19 protein-coding genes are annotated in these 24,751 nt (G+C 41.8%); 12 read left to right on the top strand and 7 right to left on the bottom strand.

Annotated elements, in window-relative coordinates:
• Positions 1-185 precede the first annotated feature (185 nt).
• A complete protein-coding gene (gene trpD / locus BEGALDRAFT_RS03465; protein ID WP_002683686.1) occupies positions 186-1,214 on the bottom strand; it encodes an anthranilate phosphoribosyltransferase in 1,029 nt (342 codons plus the stop codon).
• Between the two features lie 167 nt (positions 1,215-1,381).
• Here trpD and BEGALDRAFT_RS03460 point away from each other — a divergent pair, with 167 nt between their 5' ends.
• Genes BEGALDRAFT_RS03460 through BEGALDRAFT_RS03445 form a run of 4 tightly spaced genes read left to right on the top strand, consistent with a single transcriptional unit; the run spans position 1,382 to position 4,731 of the window.
• Positions 1,382-1,888, top strand: a complete 507-nt coding sequence (locus BEGALDRAFT_RS03460; protein ID WP_002683685.1) for a universal stress protein — start codon at positions 1,382-1,384, stop codon at positions 1,886-1,888.
• A gap of 59 nt (positions 1,889-1,947) precedes the next feature.
• Entirely contained in the window at positions 1,948-2,460 is a 513-nt protein-coding gene (locus tag BEGALDRAFT_RS03455) for a universal stress protein (RefSeq protein WP_002683684.1), read from the top strand.
• On the top strand, positions 2,460-3,152 hold the full coding sequence (locus BEGALDRAFT_RS03450) for a type 1 glutamine amidotransferase (RefSeq protein ID WP_002683677.1): 693 nt from the start codon (positions 2,460-2,462) through the stop codon (positions 3,150-3,152). Before BEGALDRAFT_RS03455 ends, BEGALDRAFT_RS03450 begins: the two co-directional genes overlap by 1 nt.
• A gap of 22 nt (positions 3,153-3,174) precedes the next feature.
• Entirely contained in the window at positions 3,175-4,731 is a 1,557-nt protein-coding gene (locus tag BEGALDRAFT_RS03445; protein WP_002683675.1) for an AAA family ATPase, read from the top strand.
• A 165-nt stretch (positions 4,732-4,896) separates the two neighbouring features.
• Here BEGALDRAFT_RS03445 and BEGALDRAFT_RS03440 read toward each other — a convergent pair whose 3' ends face one another.
• The 4 genes from BEGALDRAFT_RS03440 to BEGALDRAFT_RS17805 form a co-directional block, all read right to left on the bottom strand.
• Complete coding sequence (locus BEGALDRAFT_RS03440; RefSeq protein ID WP_002683663.1) at positions 4,897-5,745, bottom strand: hypothetical protein; 849 nt, start codon at positions 5,743-5,745, stop codon at positions 4,897-4,899.
• A gap of 180 nt (positions 5,746-5,925) precedes the next feature.
• Positions 5,926-6,351, bottom strand: coding sequence for a PTS sugar transporter subunit IIA (locus tag BEGALDRAFT_RS03435; RefSeq protein ID WP_002683662.1), 426 nt, complete (start codon positions 6,349-6,351; stop codon positions 5,926-5,928).
• Between the two features lie 78 nt (positions 6,352-6,429).
• On the bottom strand, positions 6,430-7,986 hold the full coding sequence (locus BEGALDRAFT_RS03430; protein ID WP_002683661.1) for a WD40/YVTN/BNR-like repeat-containing protein: 1,557 nt from the start codon (positions 7,984-7,986) through the stop codon (positions 6,430-6,432).
• Positions 7,987-8,178: 192 nt separating this feature from the next.
• Entirely contained in the window at positions 8,179-8,958 is a 780-nt protein-coding gene (locus BEGALDRAFT_RS17805; protein WP_002683660.1) for a tetratricopeptide repeat protein, read from the bottom strand.
• 288 nt (positions 8,959-9,246) lie between these two features.
• Between BEGALDRAFT_RS17805 and BEGALDRAFT_RS03420 the strand changes: the two genes are divergently transcribed.
• From BEGALDRAFT_RS03420 to hemC, 3 genes are read left to right on the top strand one after another with little or no spacing between them, the layout of a single operon-like run.
• Entirely contained in the window at positions 9,247-11,667 is a 2,421-nt protein-coding gene (locus BEGALDRAFT_RS03420) for a DUF5682 family protein (RefSeq protein WP_002683658.1), read from the top strand.
• Positions 11,668-11,673: 6 nt separating this feature from the next.
• Complete coding sequence (locus tag BEGALDRAFT_RS03415) at positions 11,674-12,012, top strand: DUF6867 family protein (RefSeq protein ID WP_002683656.1); 339 nt, start codon at positions 11,674-11,676, stop codon at positions 12,010-12,012.
• 18 nt (positions 12,013-12,030) lie between these two features.
• The gene (hemC, locus tag BEGALDRAFT_RS03410) at positions 12,031-12,954 is read left to right on the top strand and encodes a hydroxymethylbilane synthase (RefSeq protein ID WP_002683654.1); all 924 of its coding nucleotides are present in this window, start codon (positions 12,031-12,033) and stop codon (positions 12,952-12,954) included.
• A gap of 73 nt (positions 12,955-13,027) precedes the next feature.
• On the opposite strand, the gene mdoH is transcribed toward hemC, so the two are convergent.
• Positions 13,028-15,112, bottom strand: a complete 2,085-nt coding sequence (mdoH, locus tag BEGALDRAFT_RS03405; RefSeq protein ID WP_002683653.1) for a glucans biosynthesis glucosyltransferase MdoH — start codon at positions 15,110-15,112, stop codon at positions 13,028-13,030.
• A 431-nt stretch (positions 15,113-15,543) separates the two neighbouring features.
• Here mdoH and phoR point away from each other — a divergent pair, with 431 nt between their 5' ends.
• Positions 15,544-16,875, top strand: coding sequence for a phosphate regulon sensor histidine kinase PhoR (gene phoR, locus BEGALDRAFT_RS03400; protein WP_002683651.1), 1,332 nt, complete (start codon positions 15,544-15,546; stop codon positions 16,873-16,875).
• A gap of 212 nt (positions 16,876-17,087) precedes the next feature.
• Here the strand turns inward: phoR and gshA are convergent, their stop codons facing one another.
• Positions 17,088-18,701, bottom strand: a complete 1,614-nt coding sequence (gene gshA / locus BEGALDRAFT_RS03395) for a glutamate--cysteine ligase (RefSeq protein ID WP_002683649.1) — start codon at positions 18,699-18,701, stop codon at positions 17,088-17,090.
• A 279-nt stretch (positions 18,702-18,980) separates the two neighbouring features.
• On the opposite strand from gshA, the gene cysC reads away from it, so the two are divergent.
• The 4 genes from cysC to BEGALDRAFT_RS03375 all read left to right on the top strand — a co-directional run bounded on the left by cysC (position 18,981) and on the right by BEGALDRAFT_RS03375 (position 24,571).
• Entirely contained in the window at positions 18,981-19,592 is a 612-nt protein-coding gene (cysC, locus tag BEGALDRAFT_RS03390) for an adenylyl-sulfate kinase (protein ID WP_002683647.1), read from the top strand.
• An 89-nt stretch (positions 19,593-19,681) separates the two neighbouring features.
• Positions 19,682-22,324 carry a S8 family serine peptidase gene (locus BEGALDRAFT_RS03385; protein WP_002683645.1) on the top strand — a complete coding sequence of 881 codons (2,643 nt, stop codon included), beginning with the start codon at positions 19,682-19,684 and terminating at the stop codon, positions 22,322-22,324.
• 192 nt (positions 22,325-22,516) lie between these two features.
• Positions 22,517-23,077 carry a cob(I)yrinic acid a,c-diamide adenosyltransferase gene (locus BEGALDRAFT_RS03380; RefSeq protein WP_002683643.1) on the top strand — a complete coding sequence of 187 codons (561 nt, stop codon included), beginning with the start codon at positions 22,517-22,519 and terminating at the stop codon, positions 23,075-23,077.
• Positions 23,078-23,431: 354 nt separating this feature from the next.
• Complete coding sequence (locus BEGALDRAFT_RS03375) at positions 23,432-24,571, top strand: PQQ-dependent sugar dehydrogenase (RefSeq protein WP_002683639.1); 1,140 nt, start codon at positions 23,432-23,434, stop codon at positions 24,569-24,571.
• Positions 24,572-24,751: the final 180 nt, after the last annotated feature.

Below are 24,751 nucleotides of genomic sequence, written 5' to 3'. Positions count from 1 at the left end.
CTCCTGTTTTTCATCAAGATTCATCAGAAGAGATTAAAACATTGTCTGAATCAGGATTTTCAGGATTAACAGGATTTAAAACCCTTAAACCAAAAAGTTAAGGTCAGGTGAATCACGCTTTTTAATCCTGCTAATCCTGAAAATCCTGTGAATCCTGATTCAGACAAAAGCCTTTTTTGTCAAAATTAAGCGGGCTGTTTAAAATGATTGGAATGTTGTATCAACATCGCTAATTTTTGCTTTGCTGACCCGTTTGCTAATACCTCTCTTGCTTTTGCAATGCCTTGCATAATATCACTTGCCATACCTGATACGTACAATGTCGCGCCTGCGTTGAGAAGCACTACATCACGAGCAGGACTGGTTTGATTGTCTAAAACGCGATTAACTAGGGTTAAACTTTCCGCGACAGAATTTACTTGAATCGTACTTAATGGCGCAGTTTGAATGCCAAATAATTCAGGTTCTATGGTATAGCTGCGAATATTGCCATCTTTTAACTCAGCAACATACGTCGGTGCGGCAACGCTGATTTCGTCTAAACCATCCGCAGAATGCACCACTAACACATGGCGACTGCCTAAGCGTTTTAATACCTCGGCAACAGGTTCTAACCAATCGCGGCTATAAACGCCCAACAACTGATTTGGGGCTTTAGCAGGGTTAGTCATTGGACCTAATAAATTAAAAATCGTTCGCACTGCCATTTCACGACGGGGCACAATGGCATGTTTCATGGCGGTATGATGTTGAGGGGCGAACATAAAACCCACGCCGATTTTTTCCACACAATCCGCAATTTGCTCAGGGGTTAAATCTAATTTTACCCCTAATGCCTCTAAAATATCCGCACTGCCTGAACGGCTAGACACAGAACGATTGCCATGTTTAGCCACATGTGCGCCCGCTGCCGCAACCACAAAGGCACTGGTTGTCGAAATATTAAACGTACTCTGCCCATCGCCCCCTGTGCCAACAATATCAACAAGATTAGGTACATCAACCTTGACAGGGATAGCAAGGTCGCGCATCACCTGCGTTGCGGCTGTAATTTCCTCGACGGTTTCCCCTTTCATGCGCAGTCCTATTAAAAAACCGCCAATTTGCGCAGGGGTTGCTTGTCCTGTCATGATTTCTGTCATTACGGATAACATCTCCTCACGACTTAAATCTTGTTTTTCAATAATGGCTTTTAATGCCGTTTTTATATCCATATTTTTTTACTCTATATGATGCGGTTATCTCAGTCACTTAACATTATAACCCTCATCAAAAGGCTCGCAATTGTGACTGATGCCCATTAAAAAACTTATGCTATGATGAATTGCACAATTTAATTTCTCATTTTACTTTCTTTGCCACCACAAGAAGGATACTTGCCATGTTGCCACAAATTAAAAAAATCCTTTATCCTGCTGATTTAGGCGAACAATCTCGTATCGTGTTACGTTACGCCATCAGCATGGCACAAAAATACGGCGCGACTATTCGTATTGTTCACGTGTTAGAACCCTTAGGCACTGTCGGTGCTGCTTTATTAGAAACTTATATTCCCCGCGATATGGCGGAAAAAATGCACACAGACGCAATTAACGAAGTCCGCACTAAAATGCAACAACGTTTAGAAGCCTTTTGTGCTGAAGAATTGCACACCACCTCCGCAGAAAGCCACCTGATTGATAGTATTCAAGTATTAGACGGCTCTGTTGCACAGACCATTGTCGACGAAGCGAAAAAAATAGAAGCCGACATGATTATCATGGGTACACATAACTATACAATGTTGGGCGAATTCTTCATTGGCTCAGTTGCGCGTCGTGTGACCCAAATTGCTCAAATTCCCGTTTTAGTCGTTCCCATGCACATTAATAAAACCTTCGAATCCTAAAAATAGCTGTCGCGTCATCTGCTATCTATCTAGCTATTATCATCAAAGGAGAAACCAACATGTTGCCCAATGTAAGAAAAATTCTATATGCAACTGACATGGGCGAAAACGCTGACATCGTCTTTCGCTATGCAATCAGTCTCACCCATCGCTATAACGCTCACCTCACACTTGTCCACGTGACCGAACAGCTTGGTACATTTGGCGAAGCCCTATTTGAAGCACATTTCCCCGAAGAAAAAGCCAAACAAATGCACACGGAAGCGGTGGAAAAAGTACAAAAAAAAATGCAAAGTGAATTAGAAGCGTTTTGCATCAATGAATTGAAGAACTCTGAAGTTACCCAACATTTAGTAGAAAGTATCACCGTTATTGAAGGTCATAGCCCCGCACAAGCCATTGTCGACTACGCCAAAACACAAGAGATAGACATGATAGTGATGGGAACACGGGAACATACTGCATTAGGAGAGCTATTTATTGGTTCTGTTGCGCGACGTGTCACTCAATTATCAGCAATTCCAGTTCTCATCGTTCCCATTCAATCAAATACATCAAATGAGGAAAGCTAATGCGCATTCACTATTTGCAACATGTCCCGTTTGAAGGTCTCGCCAGTATTGCAACATGGATAGAAAACAATGGTCATACAGTGAGTGCAACGCGGTTTTTTCATGATGAACCATTGCCCGACCTATCACAATTCGATTGTTTAATTGTCTTAGGCGGGCCGATGAATGTGTATGAAGTAGAACAATTTGCTTGGTTGACCCGCGAAAAAGCTTTTATTCATCAAGCGATTCAAATGAATAAAAAAGTATTGGGCATTTGCTTAGGGGCGCAATTGATTGCGGACGTATTAGGCGCGAGCGTTACACGCAATCCACAAAAAGAAATTGGTTGGTTTCCGATTGAGTTAGTAAACCCAAGCATTAGCACAGCGATTTTAGGCGAAGCAACAAGCGATTTCCCTGTTTTTCATTGGCATGGTGATACCTTTGCGTTACCTGAACATGCGACACTTTTAGCGAAAAGCATCGCATGTCAACACCAAGCCTTTTTATACAATAACCGCGTCATTGGTTTACAGTTTCACCTAGAGTCCACGCCTGCCAGTGTGCAAGACATTGTCGCTAATTGTCGAGCTGAACTGATTGCCGACACTTATGTACAAACTGAAGCGGATTTATTAGCAACGACTACTTATTTTTCTGCAATTCAGTCCCGTGCATGGCAAGTTTTGGATTATTTAGCAAAACTTTAAACCGCTAATCTGAATCTAAAATATGAACCGCAGAGTATTTGAAGAGCTTTGGCAACAATTACGGACTAAAAAACCGCAAGCAACCGATTTTTTAGAAGGCATTAATATTAAAAATCTTCGTGGCATCAAAGATTTAACTATTAACTTTACCTTTCCTGTTACCGTCATCGCGGGTGCAAATGCTTCTGGTAAATCAACTTTATTATTTGCCTGTGCTTGTGCTTATCATGTGGAAGGAGCAGGCATTAAAGATTATGTTCCTACTACCCTATTTCCCAATTTAAAAACCAAGCAAGTCAACACGCCTTATGATAAGGAGTTAGAAACTGCATTTGAATTTTATTACATCGCTAATAGAGAACGCCTGTCGATGCGGTGGGCAAAGGGAAAAAGCTGGAATCGTAGCTATATGGGCAAAAAAGGGGGAGCGCAACCTAAGCGACAATTGTATTTACGCACGCTTGCCAATTTAACCAGCCCTAGTGAAGTGCGAAGCGTTCTCCAACTCACGAAAACAGAAGTAGAGACAAATCAAGTTACCGCAGATTTATTAGCCTTTGCACAACATGTTTTACCGATGCGCTATCAAACGGTTCAAATGTTATCTAAAGGGGATAAAGACTTACTGTTTGCTACACGGGAAGAAACAAACACACAATATTCTGAATTCCATATGTCCGCAGGTGAACGCGCTGTATTACGAATTTCGAAAGATATTTCCCGTTTAAAAAATGCGTTGATTCTTATTGATGAATTAGAAGCGGGTTTACATCCCTTTACACAACAACAGATTATGCTAGAGCTACAACGGTTAGCTGTGCGTAATGATTTACAAATTATCGTTACATCGCATAGCCCCGTTGTTTTGGAAAGTGTGCCATTAGAAGCGCGTATTTTCTTAGAACGAATCGCTGATAATGTATCGGCAGTGCCTGCTTATAAAAATATTTTTCAAAAAGCCTTTTATGGGCAATCGTTAGAAAAAATGAGTATTTTATGTGAGGATGATATTGCGGAGGCTTTTCTATTAGGTGTACTAGATGAGATTAATCCGCGATTAGGTTTAACCCCTGATGATATTTATGTCGGACGTGATACAGGAAAAGAACTATTTCCCCAACATATAGAAGCAATTGCCAAATTCAAACAATTAGACAGTTTTATTTTTGTCTTAGATGGTGATGCAAAAACATTAGATGCCAAATTACGCGAAACAGGTAGCCGTTTTGGGCACAGTATTACGCCTTTATATTTACCGCAAGAAATTCCTGAAGCGTGGGCATGGCAAATATTAAAGCAACATAGTCCTTATCATGCGCAAGCCTTAGGTATTCAAGAAAAAGACCTGCTTGATTTAATTGAACGGCAAGATAAGTTATTTGATAACGCAACGGATAAGCCCACGAATAAATTAAAAAATAAGTTTTATACTTTTTGTGAATCGCTTAAACGTTCTACAGCAGAAGTAATGCGTCAAATAGCACGATTAGAAGCCCGACAACTGGAGGAAGGCGGAGAGATGCAACTCTTTATAAATGATTTCACTGAGCAATTGCGTCGTTGGCAGGCAAGACAATAAAAGGTCTGAATCAGGATTTTCAGAATTTAAAACCCGCAAACCAAAAAGTCAGGTGAATCACGCTTTTTAATCCTGAAAATCCTGATTCAGACAAAAAAAAGACCTGCTAGGTTTTGAAAACCTAGTAGGTCTCTGTTTTACTTTATAATACTCGCAAAACTGGGATTATTGTTGTGCGGGTGTTTGTGGCGGTAAAGCGGGCATATTGGGCATTGGATGACCTGTTGGCGGCATTCCTTGCATCCCTTGTGGCAGTTGTTGTCCACCTTGGCGCAATTGTTCCATTTGTTTGCGGATATTGCCTTGTATGCTTTGTACCATTTCTTGTTCAGTCATGGTTTTGAAATCTGTGGGTAATGCAAAGGTTTCATCGGTAGTTGGTATGTCAATTTTTATACTCAGAATTTCATGACGCACTTCGCCATCTGTGCCTACGCTTTTCATGGGCATACCCATTGTGCTGGCATCAGGTTCTAATGTCGCCTGTGCTTTTGCACATACATCATTCATGGGAAACATACTCATCATTTTTTTGCGAGATTTTGACATCTCTTGCATGGTTTTTAAGAACACGTCGACATAAGGGATTTTGTAGGCATCTGTAGAAAAATAATCATCTGAACAAGTTTTTCCATTAGCTACAACTTGATAATGCATGGTCTTATAGCCAGCAACGTCGCTACCTGCCTCTTTTTTCACTAATTCAGCGTTAACAGGGGCTTGTTTAGGCATTTCTACGCCTTTAGGGAGGTTAGGTTCTACCGCTTTATCCATTGAGATGGTTACAATGGTTTTTTGTTTAATATCTACGGCATACATTAAACGGGATTTGAAATCAACGAGCATATATTGACTGGGGTTATGTTCGTTATTCATCCGTGCATGTTCGTCGTTGATAATGACTTGTTGAATTTGTCCTTGTGCATTTTTATGTTCAATGACGGTAGCAGACCAAACAGGTAATGCGCTGAGACTACTAAGCCCTAAGAGTAGGCAGGAAATGGATTTTTTCATGTTAAATGTAAATTCCTCATCAGATTGATTGTGAGTTTTATGGGGAGATGAATTAAACGCATCTGTTTTAATTGGTAAACATTACGCGCTAATAAAGAGGGACACAACTTAAGATTTCTTAATCAAATTAATCAATTTATTGAATTGTTTTTAATCTGATTATTTTTTATTAATTGTGCTTTACGTGCTACTTTTTGGATAAAGTAAGCTAACGTCTAAAACACCTTGACAACCCCCTGTTAGGGCTTTATCCACGAGGGTATCGAGGGTAGCATCAGGAAATGTAAAGACATGGCTCATGATTTTAACCAGCATGGGAAAATTTAATCCTGCAACAATTTTTACATGATAGTGATTTAACAGGCTGATAGCGATATTACAAGGGGTTGCACCGAATAAGTCGGTTAAAACCAGTACGCCGTCGCCTTCTTCTAAACTGGCATATATTTCTTCTGCGTAGTAGCAAAAAGCCAGCGGGTCGCTGTTATGATGCACAGGTAATGCTTTAATATTTAAGGGCAATTTATTGGCAAACATTTGTTGCAGGCTATCGATAAGGCTGATACCAATGTCATCATGGGTGATAAGAAAAACGCCAACGCTCATACGTAGTGTGTAAGGTAGTTGTAGGTCATCAATGGCATAAAGACGCGCAAAATCGCGTCTTTATAGTGAATAGTGGTTTTATTCTGTAATGGTAACATCAATCGTTTTTTCGTTACTGATGACCGTTCCATCATTTAAACGGTAGCCAAAACTGATGTTTAACATGCCTGTGGCAACAAATTGTCCTGCATATAGGCTCACATCCAGTAGTTCGCTGTTTAAGGTAACAGCTGGTTTAAACGCGGCTAATTGGCTGTTATCTTGATTCCAAACATGAACATTTACGCCGTTGTCGAGCATGAAATAAACAGGTTGGAATTCAGGCATTTCGGGCACGCTGAAACGGGCATAAATGACAATATCGGCAATTTGTCCGACATGTTCAGGGGCAACTTTAATTTGTCCGTCAACACGCACTTTGTCGCTTAAGTGTTGGCTAACACTGATAACAGGGTCAGCCTCATTAACAGCAATCCCACCGAAAAAGCGGGCATTGCTTGCACCACTGCCTAACTCTGGAAATTTACTGGTAATTTCGGCAGTTTTTTCATCCCACATAAATACGCCAACGTTGGTATTAGCATATAAACGGCTGGATTTGCTGGGGTCTATGGCTAGGCGTTTAACTCCAATTTCTTTATCAGCGGGAAAACCGTCGTTCATGGCTGTCCATGTCATTCCGCCGTCGGTGGTTTTATACACACCTTGTCCTGTGTTGCCTGCCCAAACACTGCGAGAAATCCCTGCATAAAGGGTGTCTGGGGTTTGTGGGTCGGCAACAAGGGTTTGTACAGAATAGTTGTTTAAATCAATGCCTGCTGTGGTTAAATAATGAGAAAACTCAACCCAATTTGCCCCGCCATCTGTGGATTTATATAAATGTCCTTTTCCGCCGAGCATGTCTTCATCTTTGGAGATGTAAAGCGTATCGGTTTGATGTGGGTCAATTAGCCACGTGGCATGTGCCGTTTTATCCCAAATGCGTTGCCATGTTGTCCCGCCATCAGTACTTTTAAATACGCCCCAGACTGCATTGCTACTACTACCGAGTTTGCCACTGGTCACAGGAATTTGTCGCCCGCTCGCGTATAAAACTTGTGGCTTTTTCGGGTCTATGAGCAGACCAAATTTATTAATAACGTCTAAGCCTTGCTGTAAAAGTGTCCATGTTGTGCCTGCATCTGTACTTTTATATAAGCTGGAATTGGCTTTGCTATAAATAATATTGGGGTTACTGGGGTCTATGGCAATAACGGTTTGTGTTAATGTTGCCCATGTTGCGCCACTGTCAGTACTTTTATAAGCCCTACCTAAATCGCTAAGTCCTGAAGAGTGACTGCTACCGTATAAAATGCTGGGGGTTTGTGGGTTGAGGGCGAAAACAAAAACGGGTTGGCGATTAAAGCGTACTGTTTCCCATGTTTTTCCGCTATCGTCGCTTTTATAAATATCGACATAGAGTTGGGCAGGATTTTGGGGATTAATCAGTAAATTAGAAAATTCATCGATGGTGCTGACATCGCGGTTGATGGGAAGGGCTTGCCATTCGGTTGCGAAAGCATTAACCGCAGTGCAGAAACTGCAAGAGACAACTATTTGTAAAATAAATTTAGCAAGTTTGCTGTTTTTCAACATAATTTAATATCCTTGTCATTATTATTACTGCATGGCGATGGTGGTAAGCAGGGCAATGCTGGATGCTATGATAGGTCATCCAGCTTGTTAAGGAAAAGTGTAATATTCAGGTAGTTTTAGAACCTGTGAGGGTTTGCACACAAGACAACGCGGTTGTGCATGGGCAAAACAAGTGAAATTGTGGAGAAATTCTTATTTTTTCACATATTGTGTATAGAGTTTTTTCGCTTCTTTCTGTCCGTCAGTAATTTGCTGTTTAGACAGTTTTTCCATGACTTCATTACGCGCTTTTGCGGCATCTTGTCGACCACTGGTCGCAGCGAGTGAAAACCAGATGTAAGATTGTTGAAAATCTTGTGTCACGCCATAGCCATAATAGTACATCGTACCGAGTTTAAAAAACGCATCACTATTGCCTTGCTCTGCTGCTTTTTTATACCATTCAGCGGCTTGTTTAAAGTCTTGAACCGCGCCACTGCCTTCATAAAAGCGATTACCTTTTTCGTATTCTGACGCGCCATTAATCGACGGTGCTTGTATGGCACTGCTGGCTTCTTCCGCAGAAACAATACTGGCTTTATCACTATTATTATTGCCTAAGCCTTGGATAATACTTTGCGCGATATTGCGGGCTTTCTGACTACCTTGCCCTGATAAATCGGTAATAATAACAACGCGCAACATGCCATAACGTCCAAGACAACTGACTAGGGCTTTAAATTGATAATCAGCCGTTTTGCGATAAGCGGCTAAGATTTCCCCGTTGCTATTGGCATTAACCCGTTGAAAACCATCTTTAACTAAGACATTTTGACCGACAGAAACACATTTAGCGGTGTCAAACGTAAGACCTTCACGATTTTCATAGGCAATATAAGGCGGTTGAGGATTTTCTTTAGACTCAGTTGCTTGTGCATATAAGGATAAGCAACACATTGCCAATGGTAAATATTTAAGGCTGTTCAGTAACATAGTTAATCCCTCAAATCTGGTGACACTTATGATAAGCTAAACAAACAAAATATTGTTTGTGCGGTTGGTGCAAAAAGAGGCACATGGGTTAAGATTACGCTGACACTGTGCCAGCGATTAAAAAACACTTTGCAAAAAGATTCAAGCACTTTGAAAGTGATTTAACAATTAGCCACTCAGTTTTATAACGGACTTTTTTTAGTCAATCCATTAATACTACAACGTTTTAAACACGCACGATATTTTCAACGCAACGAGTTCTATATCAATCATTTTGGGTGAATTCATATGCTTCATTTATTGGGTATTCGTCATCATGGCGCGGGGTCTGCGCGGAGTTTATTAGCCGCTTTAGGAGAAATAAAACCCACTGCAATCGTTATTGAAGCCCCCAGCGATGGTGAAACAGCGTTGCCGTTAGTCACTGATAAAGAAATGTCTCCGCCTGTTGCCTTGTTATTTTACGACATGGATGCATTGGAACATGCCGTATTTTATCCCTTTGCTGAATTTTCCCCCGAATGGCAAGCGATTCAATATGCAATGAAACATGATGTCGAAATCTTTTTCATGGATTTACCGCAAACACATCAAATTGCTATCAATAAAGCCCGTGCTTTAGCACTGCAACAAGCCATTGAAAAAGCACAAGCAGAAGCGACCAGCTTAGAAAAAACAGAAGAAACATCTACAGACACAAGCACAGTAGAAACACAGGAAACACCGCCCGCCGATATTTCTAACGACACACCCAATACAGAAGACACTCACGTTAAAACCCCGCTTAATTATTTAGACCCGTTAGACCTACTCGCCGAAGCAGCAGGCTTTAAAGATGGCGAACGCTGGTGGGAATACATGGTCGAACAACGTTCAGACGTTGGCAGTTTAGCCTTATTTAAAGGCATTGAAGAAGCAATGACTGCCTTACGCGAGACCATAGGCAATGCCTTATATGGCGATAATGAAGAACGTCAACAGCACGAAGTTTTGCGTGAAGCATGGATGCGTAAAACTTTACGCCAAGTTAAAAAAGCAGGACATGAACAAATTGCCGTCGTTTGCGGTGCGTGGCATGTCCCCGCTTTAGCGCAAGAAGTTCCCGCAAAAACCGATGATGCCGTTTTAAAAGGTTTACCAAAAGCCAAAGTACAAGCCACATGGGTCCCTTGGAGCTATGAACGCTTAACTTATGCAAGCGGATACGGCGCAGGCATTCATGCCCCAGGTTGGTATCAACATTTGTGGGAATCGCACACCAAGCCCGAACAACGCGCCCACCACATCAGCACCCGCTGGCTTGCAAAAGTTGCTAAACACTTACGCAATCAGGTAGGCATAGATGCACCGACATCTAATGTTATCGATGCCATTCGCTTGGCAGAATCGCTCGCTGCCTTGCGAGAAAAACCTGTTCCTGATTTAGAAGAGTTAAACGATGCCGTTTTAGCCAGTTTATGCTTTGGCAGTGAAACCCCACTCACCGTGATTTATGACGGTTTAATGATTAATAACCGTTTGGGAAAAGTCCCCAGCACCGCGCCAACAGTGCCTTTACGCCAAGATTTAACGCGCTTACAAAAAAAATTACGTTTGGAAGAATCGCCTGATAACAAAGAATTAAAACTAGATTTACGCAAAGACACTGATTTAACCAAATCACAACTGTTTCACCGTTTACGTTTACTCGATATTCCGTGGGGAAAATTCCTGTCCGCAGGGTCAAGCAAAGGCACATTTGCTGAAGAATGGCGATTACAATGGCAACCCGAATTTTCCATTCGCATTATTGAAGCCAGCATTTGGGGCGGGACAGTGCTTGAAGCGAGCACGCGCTTTGTTTGTGACAAACTGGAAAAAGCCGACGATTTAGCCGTTATCAGTCAACTACTCGATAACGTTTTAAAAGCGGAATTACCGAAAGCGATTCAAGTCGCAATGCGCTGTTTAGAAGCAAAAACCGCATTAGCGCATGATGTGACTCAATTGATGGAAGCCTTACCCGCCTTAATTGAAGTGCTACGTTATGGTTCTGTACGCCGTTTTAAAACCGACTCTATTGAACATGTCGTAACAACTTTAACCACAAGGGTTTGCATCGGCTTGCCTAATGCTTGCAGTACTTTAGACGACGATGCAGCACGCGCCATGTATCAACACATTGTTAAAATGAACAGTGCCATTAACCTGTTACAAAATGACAATTTAAGCGGTGACTGGCAAGCAACTTTATTAAAACTGGTTCACCAAATTGGCTTACATGGTTTAGTGGGCGGTGGTTGTTGCCGTCTGTTATCCAATGCTCATGTGATAGACAGTGAAAGCGTTGCAACCCTGTTAAGTCTTGCCCTTTCCCCTGCCAATGACCCAAACTATGCCAGCTCATGGCTCAGTGGCTTTTTACAAAATAGTGGCGCAATTCTACTGCACGACGACGCATTATTTCAGCTCTTAGACCAATGGTTAAGCCAACTTACCGCTGACACCTTTATACACCTGCTCCCCTTATTACGACGGACATTTAGCAATTTTGCCCACAGCGAACGGGTACGCATTGGTGAGCGTGCCGCACAAGGAGCGCAATCTGTCAGTCTGACACAGATGATAACGACCCAATTAGCTGATAATAACGTTGATAATATTAAAAATGTTCTACCGTTATTAGCAAAAATGTTAGGACTAAACTATCCGACTGTTACCGAAGGATAATTTGTGATGAATTCCCATGAACTTTTAACCTTTTTACTGGTTTCCGTTCTACTGTTTGGTTCTACTGCCTATATGATGGGACAAGCCGTTGCAGGACAATGGCAATCCCACTATTTATTAATTGGATACAGTCTATTACTCACGCTTTTTGAACGCTTTATATTATTTGCCCTCTTTAAACAAGACTTACTATCGATAACAGGCTATTTACTAGATTTTCTACTTATTTACGCTTTTTCACGCTTAGGCTACCGTTTAACCCAAGTGCATAAAATGGTGACACAATACCCTTGGTTATATGAAAAAGTTACTCCGTTTAACTGGCGGGAAAAATCCCCCGTATAAGTTTCTGTCCTATTAATTATGAATAAAATTCGTATTGCAACCCGTAAAAGTCCCTTAGCATTATGGCAAGCCTACCATGTCCGCGACACCCTACAAGGCATTTACCCACAATTAAGCCTTGAAATCGTCGAAATGACGACAAAAGGCGACAAAATACTCGATGCACCGCTCGCTAAAATTGGCGGTAAAGGCTTATTTGTTAAAGAATTAGAACAAGGGTTGTTAGAAAACAGTGTTGATATTGCCGTCCACTCCATGAAAGATGTACCGATAGAATTTCCTGACGGCTTACATTTACCCGTTATCATGCGACGTGAAGACCCTTTCGACGCATTTGTTTCCAACACTTACGCCCATTTTTCAGACTTACCACAAGGCGCGATTGTTGGCACTTCTAGCTTACGTCGTCAATGCCAACTGCTCGCCCTGCGCCCTGATTTACAAATTCGTACGCTACGGGGCAATGTCGGAACTCGCTTAAGTAAATTAGATAATGGCGAATATCAAGCCATTGTTTTAGCTGTCAGTGGGTTAAAACGTTTAGGCTTAGAAAATCGGATTCGTTATGCATTTAACGCAGATGAATTACTCCCCGCGATTGGACAAGGTGCATTAGGGATTGAATGCCGTGCGGATGATGTGGAAACTAATCAATTAATTGCGGTATTGAATGACCCAGAAACCCATCAACGGGTGATTGCGGAGCGGATGATTAACACCCGTTTAGGCGGGAGTTGCCAAGTACCGATTGGCGGTTTTGCCGAAATTATCGGGGATGAAATGAGCGTGCGTGGCTTAGTCGCAGATGTTGCAGGTCAGCAAATACTCCGTGCGCAAGCTATTGGAGATATTGATAAAGCCAGCTTATTGGGTGAGTTGGTTGCGCAACAGTTATTAACCCAAGGGGCAAAACAATTGTTGCAGGCGTTGACAGAGACTTAAAGCTTAAAGAAAGGACTGGCAGTCCTCACAGGACTGCCAGTCCTCTGCATTGTTTTATAGTACGTTTACTATATTACGGCATATCCGCCACTCGTGTATTGCCTAAACTATCGGCAACATTGGGTAAACTCCAAACTAACGTATGTAATTTTAACAAAGTGCTACGGCTGGTTAATAACTTACGCTTTTCATCCAAACTTAAACTGTGGATGCCATCCTCTAACAACTTATAAATAATCCCTTGTAGTTCATGTTGATAACGTTTTGCTATTTCATACGGTTGCATCTCTGGCAATAGTGCAGTGTGTAGTGCGTTGACATAAGGGTCGACTAAGACTTGCACAAAACGACTGGGGTAATTGGTTTCAAGGGGGTCGGGTAAATGTTCATTGACTTGCAGACGTTGTACGACATATGGCGGGTTGGTTTCTTCTGGGGTTAAAAATAAGCCATAACGACGGGCTAAACGTCCTAAAGAAACATGACTTAGTAACATCGACAGTGGAATTGAGAGCACTAAACCCGCTAAAACAGGGGTAAACCACCAGAAAAATGCTTCCACGTAATGATAAGAGACCCAACCCGCTATAAAACCAATCACAGTATGGCTTGCATGGGCAGACAGTGCTTCTAAAAAGTTGGTGTGATGGTCATCGCGTTTTTGTGTCATCCATGAAATATTACTGCGCAATAAAATCGCCAGCACAAAACGCGATTGAAATAACATCATAATCGGTGCAAGTAAGGTCGAGAAAAAGGTTTCAATCACGACACTGAGGCTAAGTTTTAATAAACCGCCATAGTGTCTTAACATTCCCTTGCGTGTCGCAATAATCACTAAACTTAATATCTTTGGTAAAAATAGAAAGGTTAAGGTAAACGCCAAAACGGTCGCCATTTCTACCGTGTAAGAAACAGGCCAAACGGGAAATAAGGTGTCGCCAAAAAAATAGACAGGTTCAGTTTGCGCACGGAAATAGGCATCGATACCTGTCACGATTAAAAACAGTAACCACAAAGGCGAGGCGAGATAAGACATAATCCCCATTAACAAGTGTAAACGGTTAATTGGGTGCAAGCCTTTGGCAAATAAAATGCGGGTATGTTGCAAATTGCCCTGACACCAACGACGGTCACGCTTGGCGTAATCAATTAAAGTCGGGGGAATTTCTTCATAACTGCCACCAATATCATACGCTAGCCAGACATCCCAGCCCGCACGGCGTAACATGGCAGCTTCGATAAAATCGTGGCTAAAAATATCCCCGCCAAAAGGTTCTTTACCAGGTAAGCGTGGCAAACCGCAGTGATCCATAAAGGCTTTAACCCGCAAAATAGAATTATGTCCCCAATAATTCCCTTCATTTAATTGCCAAAAATTTAAACCCGCCGTAAAAATGGGATTATAGACATTACTGGCAAATTGCTGAATTCGCGCAAATAAGGATTCTTTATTAATCGGCAGGGGAGATACTTGTAATAAAGCAACGTGTTGATTTTTTTCCATCAACCGCACCATTTTTACCAGCGTTTCGCCTGACATGATGCTATCTGCATCCAGAATAATCATAAACAGGTAATGTGCGCCCCAACGTTGGCAAAAGTCTTTAATATTCCCAACCTTACGCTCGCTGTTTTTCTCCCGATTGCGGTAGTAAACGTTGATTTTTCCTTGCATGGCTTGTTGCAATAACTGCCAGCGCATTTCTTCTTCAATCCAAATATCAGGATCGCGGGTATCGCTGATGATGAAAATATCAAAACAGCTATGTTTCCCTGTACTAATCAATGATTCACAAATCGACGTTAACCCTGCAAAAACCCGACGCGGGTCTTCATTATAAATCGGCATAATAATCGCCGTTTTACTGCTGGGCGGAATGGCATCATCAGCGGGTAAACTGGCGGAAATCGCAAAGCGGTCACGACGAAACAGGCAGATAATAAAACCGAAAAACGCTGTCCAAAATGAAAAGCAAATCCATGTAAACAAAATTGAGTATAAAATCAACATGGTTAATTCTAAAACGGTAATCCCATCTTTTTGAAAAACCATGGTTAATAAACCTAACGCAAATAAGGTGGTAATCCCTACCAGCGAAAAGAGCAAAAAGCGGCGGAATCCTTCGGATTGTGTAACCGCTTCAAAAGTGTTCATAACGTAGCCTCGTCGACGAAAGGTAAAGTTGTTTTTAGGGAGACATTCCAGTAAAACTGGCTATTTTAGTCTGCTCAATTCTGCATGAATAGAGAGGAATCTTGCGATGCAACAATTTTTCTATTTGCAAAAAATGTGTTGAGTAAACTAGTCAGGGAACGTATTTTTAATTTTTCATGAAAACAATGGCAAGTTAGATATCTCTATCATGCGTCATCGCTATTTCATATTTCATTGGCATACTGATAACGACAGGTTGTTTTCTTTTGTTAAGAATGACAGGTGATTACAACAAATCGTGCATTTTAATTTGCTGGATAAAGATGCCCATCCAAAGGTGAAACGCTCGCAAGCCCCTGTCTGTCTGATTTTTACGCAAGATGGTTTTCGAGTTTCTTGATAACAATAACTTTTTTAGCTATCTCATTTCTATGATGCAATCAGGTTTACAAGAATTTTGGCGCGTGACCAGTTTAATCATTGTCATGCTTATCATAGGGTTTATTTTTGACCACCCTTTATTTTTTTTAGTGATTGCTTGTTTACTGTATTTAAACTGGCATTTATATAATTTATTTCGCTTAATTAACTGGTTTCGTGAAAAGCGTAAAACGCCGTTACCTGATGCGTTTGGTTTATGGGGCGAAACTTTTTACCAGTTTTATCGGTTACAACAGCGTAATCGTAAGCGTAAGCGTAAATTGACAACCATGTTAAAACGCATCCGTCGTTCTATCGCAGCAATGCCTGATGCGGCGGTGATTTTGCACGGTAATAATTTTGAAATTGAATGGTTTAATAAAATGGCTCAGGTTTTATTAGGCTTGCAAGCCCCGCAAGACCGTGAGCAACCGATTACAAATCTGATTCGTTATCCCAGTTTTGCGCAGTTTTTAAAAACAGGGAATAAAGAGGATTCTATTGTCTTAACCGCACCGAATGACCCAACGTTAATATTACGAGTTAATATAGTGCCTTATGCGGGTAATCGGCATTTACTCATTGCCCGCGATATTACCCGTATTCAACGTTTAGAGCAGATGCGTCGTGATTTTATTGCGAATGTTTCTCATGAGTTGCGAACCCCATTAACGGTGATTGCAGGATTTTTAGAAACGATTAATGACCCTGACGACCCTTGTGCGCAGCAGTGGCAACGCCCTTTATTGTTGATGACGCAACAAACCGCACGGATGCGGAATATTGTCGATGATTTATTGTTACTTTCCCGTTTAGAGTCGGAAGTGCATTTAAATACGGTAGAAAAGGTTGATGTGATTGAAATGTTGCATGATATTTGTGAGGAGGCGCAAATTTTAAGCGGTGAATATCGTCATCACATTATGTTAGAAACGGATAAAACAGCGGTGTTGTACGGTCATACGGAAGAAATTCGTAGTGCGTTTTCTAATTTAATTTTTAATGCCATTCGTTATACCCCTGAAGAGGGTAACATCGATGTGGCATGGTATCGGGATGAGCAAGGGGTACATTTAAGGGTGACTGATACGGGAGAGGGTATCCCGCCTGAACATATTCCGCGTTTAACCGAGCGTTTTTATCGGGTTGATATTGCTCGCTCGCGCAATCGGGGCGGTACAGGCTTAGGGCTTGCGATTGTGAAACATGTGTTAAATCGGCATAAAGGGCAGTTACGGATAGAAAGTATTGTCGGTAAGGGCAGTACGTTTTGGTGTGATTTTCCGCTTGATGCGAATAAAGCGCAGTATGAGAAGTTGCAGGGGATAGATGATAATGAGTAACTTTACCAGAGTTCTGCGATATTTATAAAATAAAACAGAGACCTGCTAGATTTTCAAAACCTAGCAGGTCTTTTTTTGTCTGAATCAGAATTTTCAGAATTAGCAGAATTAAAAAGCGTTATTCGTATTAATTTTTTGTTTGAGGGTTTTAAATCCTGATTCAGACAAGCTGTTGTCTTTTTAAAAGAAACTCGCCGAATTCAGGTTATTTTTTACACTTCACAGGCTGATTGTTTGCATTCTGGTAGGTTTAAAGATTGACTAAAGTAGTCGTGTAAAAAGGTATCAAAAGGTGCTTGTGGGCTGTTTTCTAGCTGGCTTTGTTCTTCTAATGATTGTTGTGCTAATGTTTGGAAAAATTGTTGTTGTGCTGTACTCAAGATTGTCGTTTTATAGTATTCCGCGTGTTGCAGTGAATAGCGTTTTGCAAATTCGTGGAAACTTTCTCGATATTGACGCATTTCAGCTAAAACTCGCGCTGAAGGTGTGCGTTCTGGGTCTTTTACCATCTCTTGATAGGTGGCTAGGATAGGGCTGTAAATCGCCTGTGTTTCTTGGCGGTCTAGTATCTCTGCAATTGCTTGCATTTGTTCTAATATTTCCTCCATCCAATCCCGCAGTAATATATTTTCTTCACCGCGTCGTAGTTGCAGTTGTGGGTCTCGCCCGCGATGTGTGACTGCCATGATGTTTAAGTCTATGGTTTGTTTTTCACAAGCATCGATTTTAGGACTGTCTTGTAAGAGGCAGTAGATCATTAATAGGTGTGAGAAATATAACTGTTCTTGTGTGATGCCTAGTGGTTCGAATGGATTAATATCAATGGAGCGGAGTTCAATATAGCTGACACCGCGATGTTTTAATGCATGAGTTGGTTTTTCTAAGAAGGCAGGCGGCTGTTTAGGTCTCACTGTGCTGTAGTATTCGTTTTCGATTTGTAGGATGTTGCTGTTGAGTTGGCGGTATTCGCCATCGACGAATATGCCAATATTGGCGTATTCAGGGCAGGGGGTTTCTATTGCCCGCGTCAGGCTACAAATATAGTTGTCTAAGTTGTCGTAACTTACCTTTACGCCTGTTTTGCCTTCTTTGCGGTTTTGGTAGCCGATGTCGCTCATGCGTAGTGAGGTTGCATAGGGTTTGTAGTAGGTACAGCTATCAAATTCGGGCAGTGTGGTTTTACGTCCAGAGAGGAAAGATTTACAGACAGCGGGCGACGCGCCAAAGAGAAAGGGAATTATCCAGCCGTAGCGTTGTAAATTACGAATCACTGCAAAATAGTAGTCATCTTGTAGTGTGCGGAGGCTGTGCTGCTTGCCTTCTAATTCGTGTAAAAATGTCCAAATGTCAGGCGTAAATGAGTAGTTAAAGTGAATGCCTGCAATAACTTGCATGACTCGCCCGTAGCGGTAGCCTAGTCCATTGCGGTAGATGGTTTTCATCTTCCCTGCGTTGGAATTGCCGTATTGGGCTATTGGAATACTTGGTTCACCAGCAACGACGCAGGGCATACTGTTTGCCCATAAAATTTCTTGTTGTAGTTGTTGATAGACAAAGCGTTGAGTCGATTCTAAAAATTTGAGTGGTGCTTGTAGGTCGTTGCTGGGCGGGGTAATAAATTCGAGTAAGGCTTCAGAATAATCCGTTGTAATATGGGGGTTGGTTAATGCTGAGCCTAAGACGCGCGGATGCGGGGTTTGTGCAATCCGACCATCAAATGCAACACGTAAACTCTCTTTTTCTAAACCGATGGTACTTTGCTTAAGGAGTTGTGCTTGTTGATGGCTATGGAAAGCGGTTAAACGGTTTTCTAGGAGTGCGTACACGGTTTTTCTTCGGCTTGGTGTGGGAAGTGAATTAGCAATGTAATGTCAGTGGGTGAATTATTCAATTTGTTATCTACCGATAACTATTCAGGTTCATTATTTTATAACCTAGTTTTAATGAGTTAGTTTTCTTTTTTTGCATGACAGTGACGGATCAAGGCGATTTTTAACGTATTAGTTGGAATAGCTATGCCGTTATAATGTTTATTTTATTGGTCATCGCTTAGGGATGGAAGCGATAAATTTGTTTTATAATAACAAGTTATAAAGGTAGCTATTATGAGTCAAACGAATCAGAATGCCAATAATTTACGTTGGCACGTAGCAAGTGTGACCCGACAACGACGTGCCGAGTTAAATCATCATAAAAGTACAGTGTTGTGGTTTACGGGCTTATCAGGTGCGGGTAAATCAACGTTAGCCCATGCAGTAGAAGAACAGCTTTATCAGCGGGGGTATCATACTTTTGTGTTGGATGGGGATAATGTTCGGCATGGGTTGTGTGGTGATTTGGGATTTTCTGCGGAAGATCGGGTGGAAAATATTCGGCGGGTGGGGGAGGTCACAAAGTTATTTGTTGAAGCGGGTGTGATTGTTTTGACTGCATTTATTTCGCCGTTTCGTGCTGACCGTGATCGGGTGCGTTATTTATTGAAAGATGATTTTATCGAGATTTTTTGTGACTGTCCTATCAATGTGTGTGAAGAGCGGGATGTAAAAGGCTTGTACCGACGGGCAAGATCGGGTGAGATTAAGGAGTTTACGGGGATTTCTTCGCCTTATGAAATGCCTGAACAGCCTGAGTTAACGATTAATACGGCAATAAATTCGTTAGATGATTGTGTTGAACAAGTTTTACATTTTTTAAAACAACGAGCTATCTATAAATAGCTCTGTATCAGTTAGTTAATTTTTCTGCAAAATTCAGTTATGCTGTTTTTATTTACTTTACCTTTCTTCATCTCATTTGGTTTTTATTTATGAAACCTAAAATAACTCATGTAGTCATATTGCTGGGCTTGCTTCAGCTAACAGCTTGTAATGACAGTACATCATCAAATTCTAGTTCTAACGGTGGCACAGTTTCAGGTTATACCGTTACAGGACAAATCAGTGTGAGTGCTAACACGGCAACGGATAGTGATGTCAATGATGTAAATGCATCTACGTCTGTTTCTAATAATAGTGTGCAGACTGCGCAGAGTATTCCTAACCCTGTTATTTTGGGGGGTTATGTTAATGTCGCGGGTGCAGGTAATGCAGGACGTAGCAAAACCAACGGCGATACGATTGACACCTATCAAGTTGATTTACGGACAGGACAAATCGTTAATTTATTTATCGCTGAACCTAATGTTGCGGTCAATGATTTGGATTTATATCTGTTAGATGTTAATGGACAAGTATTTGATGCCTCTTTAGGCGAAGGCACAAAAACTGAAACGTTGACCGTACGAGCAAATGGTCGTTATTACATTCAAGTTGTTGCCAATGCAGGCGCGTCTAGTTATCTGCTGAATATTAGCCAGAATTTGAATACTATCGTTTCTGCTAGTGAAGAGGCTAATGCCTTAGTGTTGAGTGATAACTTCGAAGCGGGCAACGCCATTGTGCAGTTAAATGAAGAATATGGCTTGCAAGCACAAAGTAATTTACACAGTTTAGGGGCATACACGGAAAGTACAGATATGAGCCGTCGGATGTTATTCAATTTTGATACGGATAGTTTAACGGCACAATCAACAGACAGCGGGATGACATTCGCCAGTGATGAACTGCGCGATAAATACGCAACTTTAATGCGAATTAAAGCGTTACGCCGTCAACCCAATATCAGTGAAGCCTCTCCTAACTACTATTTGCAAAGTTTTCGCTTACCAAGCGACACTTATTATAAATTGCAATGGCATTACGACATGATTAACACCGCGCAAGCGTGGGATATTACAACAGGGAGTAGTAGCGTACTTGTTGCCGTGATTGATACAGGTGTGCTCGTTAATCACCCTGAGTTAAAAGGTAAAATCACACAAGGCTACGATTTTATTAAAGACCGCACGGTTGCAGGCGATGGTGATGGCATTGATTCAAATCCTAATGATGTTGGTGACAGCATTACAGGCGGGAGCAGTTTTCATGGTAGCCATGTAGCAGGCACGATTGCCGCTGATACCAATAATTCTACTGGTGTTTCTGGGGTCGGTTGGCAAACCCGCATTATGCCCTTACGGGTCTTAGGTCGTGGTGGGGTTGGGACAGAATACGATGCAGAACAAGCGGTTCGTTATGCCGCTGGCTTATCTAATGATTCTGGCACTGTTCCGACAAAACGCGCCGATATTATGAATTTAAGCCTTGGGGGTCGGCGGATTTCTTCAGGCTTTCAACAAGCCGTAACTGCCGCAAGAAATGCGGGTGTGATTGTCGTTGCCGCTGCGGGTAACGAATCAACCAGTACCCCCAGCTATCCCGCTGCATTAACGGGCGTTATCTCCGTTAGCGCGGTAGATATTAACAAACGCCTAGCCTCTTACTCTAATTATGGTTCTAGCATTGATATTGCTGCCCCTGGGGGAGATAACACTTCCGACGTGGATGGGGACGGCAATCCCGACATGATTTTAAGCACCGTTGGTGATGACCGCTCAGGCAGTAGCAATATTCAATACTCCTACGGCTATTCTAGCGGTACATCTATGGCATCTCCTCACGTATCAGGTGTTATTGCCTTGATGAAAGCAGTTTATCCCAACATGACTCCGCAAATTTTGGATGGTCTGATTACGTCGGGCAAACTCACTGATGACTTAGGCGCGACAGGACGAGATGATAACTACGGATATGGATTAATTAATGCACAAAAAGCGGTGTCTGCGGCATTAGCAGCGGCTAATAACTCCACAACAGATGTTACTGCCGAATTGATTGCAACCCCGCGTTCACTCAATTTTGGAACTAATGAATCCAGCACGACACTGACCTTAAGTAATGGCGGTACACGAAGCCTAAGCGTTTCCAGTATCAGCAATGATTCAGGCGGATTCCTCACCGTTACCCGTTCTAGCGTCAACAACAGCGGTTTAGGTGATTACACCGTAACGGTCAACCGTTCAGGACTTTCCGCAGGTACTTACTCTGCCACCATTACCATACGGAGCAGTTCAAATACGCTCAGTATCCCTGTCATTATGCAAGTTGCAGGACAAACCAGTAGTAGCAGTGGTAATGCAGGACATCACTATGTCTTATTAATCAATCCTGACACCTTAACGACCGTGAAAGAAGACCGTGTTACCGCTTCAAATGGGGTTTATAGCTACCGCTTTACAGGAGTACAAGCAGGGACTTATATCGTCATTGCGGGGACAGATTCTGATAATGATGGTTACATCTGCGAATCAGGAGAAGCCTGCGGTGGATATCTCACGCGAACTAATCCTACTGAACTGAATATAACAGGCAACCGTAGTCAGCTCAATTTCTCCACAGGCTTTAATGTGCAATACAACATTATCGCCGCGAGCTTAAGCAATGTGACGGATGAAGTTGATATTGATAACAATATTGATACCGCTACTCAAGGCTATGCCCGCTTAAAAGACTATCGCGAAGTCTCAGAATAAACGGTTTATGTAACCGTTCAATCATCACAAAAAAAAGGACTGACCGCTATCAAGCGTTCAGTCCTTCCTTTTATAGTAAACGCACTATAAAACGACATGAAGGACTGGCAGTCCTCACAGGACTGCCAGTCCTAGATTTAAATCACTTTATGGTACGGTTACTATATTAAAAACCCACTAGGAGGAGAACACATGGGCTATCGATTATCAAAAATCTATACTCGCACAGGTGACACAGGCGAAACAGGTTTAGGCGATGGCAGTCGAGTTGAAAAAGATTCAAACTGGATAGAAGCTTACGGCACTGTTGACGAACTCAATAGCCTCATCGGTATGTTGCTAGCGCATGAACTTCCTGCCAATATCCATGACTGTTTAATGACGATTCAACATGATTTATTCGACTTAGGCGGTGAACTCTGTATGCCTAACTATCAAATTATCACCCCTGACTATATCACTCGCCTAGAAAACACCCTCGACACGTTCAATGCCGACTTGCCCCCGCTTAAAAATTTCATTCTTCCGAGTGGCAACATGGCAACAGCAACATGTCATCTTGCTCGTACCGTTTGCCGTCGCGCAGAACGCCGTGTTGTCAGCCTAATGCGCACTGTTAGCATTAATCCCGAAGGCTTAAAATACCTTAACCGCTTATCTGATTTACTCTTTGTCCTTGCTCGAGTGCTTGCTCGTTTAAACGGAGAGGAAGAAGTGCTATGGCAAAAAAACTATGGAAAGGTAAACGTGTAATTTAACCTGAGTTTGGCGGGATTTATAAAACAAAACAAAGACCTGCTAGGTTTTCAAAACCTAGCAGGTCTGTCGGAACACGCGAAAAGGATTCATCAGACAAGATTAAAACATTGTCTGAATCAGAATTTTCAGAATTAAAAAGACAAGAAAATTAAAAGAATAAAAAATTATGTTTTTAATTGTTTTTAATTCTGCTAATTCTGAAAATTCTGATTCAGACAAAAAAAGACCTGCTAAGTTTTTTAAAAACTAGCAGGTCTTTTCTTTAATTATCTGACTAACGCTTGTTTCCTCATTAGGGTTATCCCCACTAATAAGATGATAGCCATTCATTCACAAGAGGATAAACCAATGCGTTCTATTTTATATAGTGTTTTCACCAGTTTACTGCTGAGTAATGCAGTTCAAGCCGTTGATGATAAAACATTACCAGCGTTAAAGCTCCCAACAGGATTTAAAATCACAACTTATGCCCATGTTCCCGAAGCGCGTTCTTTAGCCGTGGATAGTCAAACAGGCGTGGTCTATGTCAGCTCGCGTAACGGTGACACAATACATGCGCTGATTGATAAAAATCATGATGCAACAGCAGAAATAATTATTCCTATTATCAGTAAGTTAAACTCACCAAATGGCATCGCGCTACATCCTCAAACTGGCGATTTATATATTGCAGAACAACACCAAATCCGCCGTATTCCTGCCGCACAATTAGCCCCATTAGCCAAAGGAGAAAAGCCAACGATTCAATCAAGCGTGATTTTTAACGAATTACCCAATAAACGTTGGCACGGTTGGCGATATATTAAATTTAGTCCAGCAGGTCAGTTATACGTTGCTGTGGGCGCACCTTGCAATATTTGCGATGTTCAAGGCTTTGAAGGCACGATTATGCGTTTAAATGCGGATGGCTCAAACGCGGAAATTTTTGCGCGGGGCATACGTAACTCTGTTGGATTTGATTTTCATCCTGTCAACAATACCCTGTATTTTACTGATAACGGCGCGGATAACTTAGGCGATGATATTCCCCCGTGTGAATTAAACCGTGCGTCTGAAACTGGGTTACATTTTGGTTTCCCCTACGTCTGGGGAAAAAATAACACACCCTATCCTAATGCAGAAAAACGCACACTCCCCGCGCAACCAGTCGCACCCTTAGTTGAATTCCCCGCTCATTCTGCGCCGTTGGGTATTCACTTTATACAGGGACAACACTATCCGAAAGACTATCAACACAGTGCATTAATTGCTTTGCATGGGTCATGGAATCGTAATCCCAATGACCCCGCAGGCTATAAAGTTGTGCGTGTTACATTCAATGAACAAGGTGAACCGCTTGTAACAACAGACTTTATAACAGGTTGGTTGGATGCAGATAAAAAAGCATGGGGCAGACCTGTCGATATTGCACAATTAGCTGATGACTCGATACTTATTTCTGATGACCGTGCCGACATGGTGTATCGCTTAGTTTATGTTGGGCAATAAATAACCTGAGTTCGGCGAATTTCTTTTAAAAAGACAACAGCTTGTCTGAATCAGAATTCACAGAATTTTCAGAATTAACAGAATTTAAAACCCTTAAACCAAAAAATTAAGGTGAATCATGCTTTTTAATCCTGCTAATCCTGATTCAGACAAATACTTGTCTTTTTAAAAAATCTCGCT

Source organism: Beggiatoa alba B18LD (genome assembly GCF_000245015.1).
In the GTDB taxonomy this organism is placed as follows: domain Bacteria; phylum Pseudomonadota; class Gammaproteobacteria; order Beggiatoales; family Beggiatoaceae; genus Beggiatoa; species Beggiatoa alba.
The sequence above is the reverse complement of the archived record's forward strand: the minus strand, read 5'-3'. Positions and strand labels throughout refer to the sequence as shown.

Bases quoted from the DNA above. Each gene is read 5' to 3' on its own strand.
- trpD (WP_002683686.1), bottom strand. From the start codon at position 1,214: ATGGATATAAAAACGGCATTAAAAGCCATTATTGAAAAACAAGATTTA.
- cysC (WP_002683647.1), top strand. From the start codon at position 18,981: ATGAGTCAAACGAATCAGAATGCCAATAATTTACGTTGGCACGTAGCA.
- BEGALDRAFT_RS03445 (WP_002683675.1), top strand. From the start codon at position 3,175: ATGAACCGCAGAGTATTTGAAGAGCTTTGGCAACAATTACGGACTAAA.
- hemC (WP_002683654.1), top strand. From the start codon at position 12,031: ATGAATAAAATTCGTATTGCAACCCGTAAAAGTCCCTTAGCATTATGG.
- BEGALDRAFT_RS03460 (WP_002683685.1), top strand. From the start codon at position 1,382: ATGTTGCCACAAATTAAAAAAATCCTTTATCCTGCTGATTTAGGCGAA.
- BEGALDRAFT_RS03380 (WP_002683643.1), top strand. From the start codon at position 22,517: ATGGGCTATCGATTATCAAAAATCTATACTCGCACAGGTGACACAGGC.
- BEGALDRAFT_RS03450 (WP_002683677.1), top strand. From the start codon at position 2,460: ATGCGCATTCACTATTTGCAACATGTCCCGTTTGAAGGTCTCGCCAGT.
- BEGALDRAFT_RS03455 (WP_002683684.1), top strand. From the start codon at position 1,948: ATGTTGCCCAATGTAAGAAAAATTCTATATGCAACTGACATGGGCGAA.
- BEGALDRAFT_RS03430 (WP_002683661.1), bottom strand. From the start codon at position 7,986: ATGTTGAAAAACAGCAAACTTGCTAAATTTATTTTACAAATAGTTGTC.
- BEGALDRAFT_RS03415 (WP_002683656.1), top strand. From the start codon at position 11,674: ATGAATTCCCATGAACTTTTAACCTTTTTACTGGTTTCCGTTCTACTG.
- BEGALDRAFT_RS03385 (WP_002683645.1), top strand. From the start codon at position 19,682: ATGAAACCTAAAATAACTCATGTAGTCATATTGCTGGGCTTGCTTCAG.
- BEGALDRAFT_RS03435 (WP_002683662.1), bottom strand. From the start codon at position 6,351: ATGAGCGTTGGCGTTTTTCTTATCACCCATGATGACATTGGTATCAGC.
- mdoH (WP_002683653.1), bottom strand. From the start codon at position 15,112: ATGAACACTTTTGAAGCGGTTACACAATCCGAAGGATTCCGCCGCTTT.
- BEGALDRAFT_RS03440 (WP_002683663.1), bottom strand. From the start codon at position 5,745: ATGAAAAAATCCATTTCCTGCCTACTCTTAGGGCTTAGTAGTCTCAGC.
- phoR (WP_002683651.1), top strand. From the start codon at position 15,544: ATGATGCAATCAGGTTTACAAGAATTTTGGCGCGTGACCAGTTTAATC.
- BEGALDRAFT_RS03420 (WP_002683658.1), top strand. From the start codon at position 9,247: ATGCTTCATTTATTGGGTATTCGTCATCATGGCGCGGGGTCTGCGCGG.
- BEGALDRAFT_RS17805 (WP_002683660.1), bottom strand. From the start codon at position 8,958: ATGTTACTGAACAGCCTTAAATATTTACCATTGGCAATGTGTTGCTTA.
- BEGALDRAFT_RS03375 (WP_002683639.1), top strand. From the start codon at position 23,432: ATGCGTTCTATTTTATATAGTGTTTTCACCAGTTTACTGCTGAGTAAT.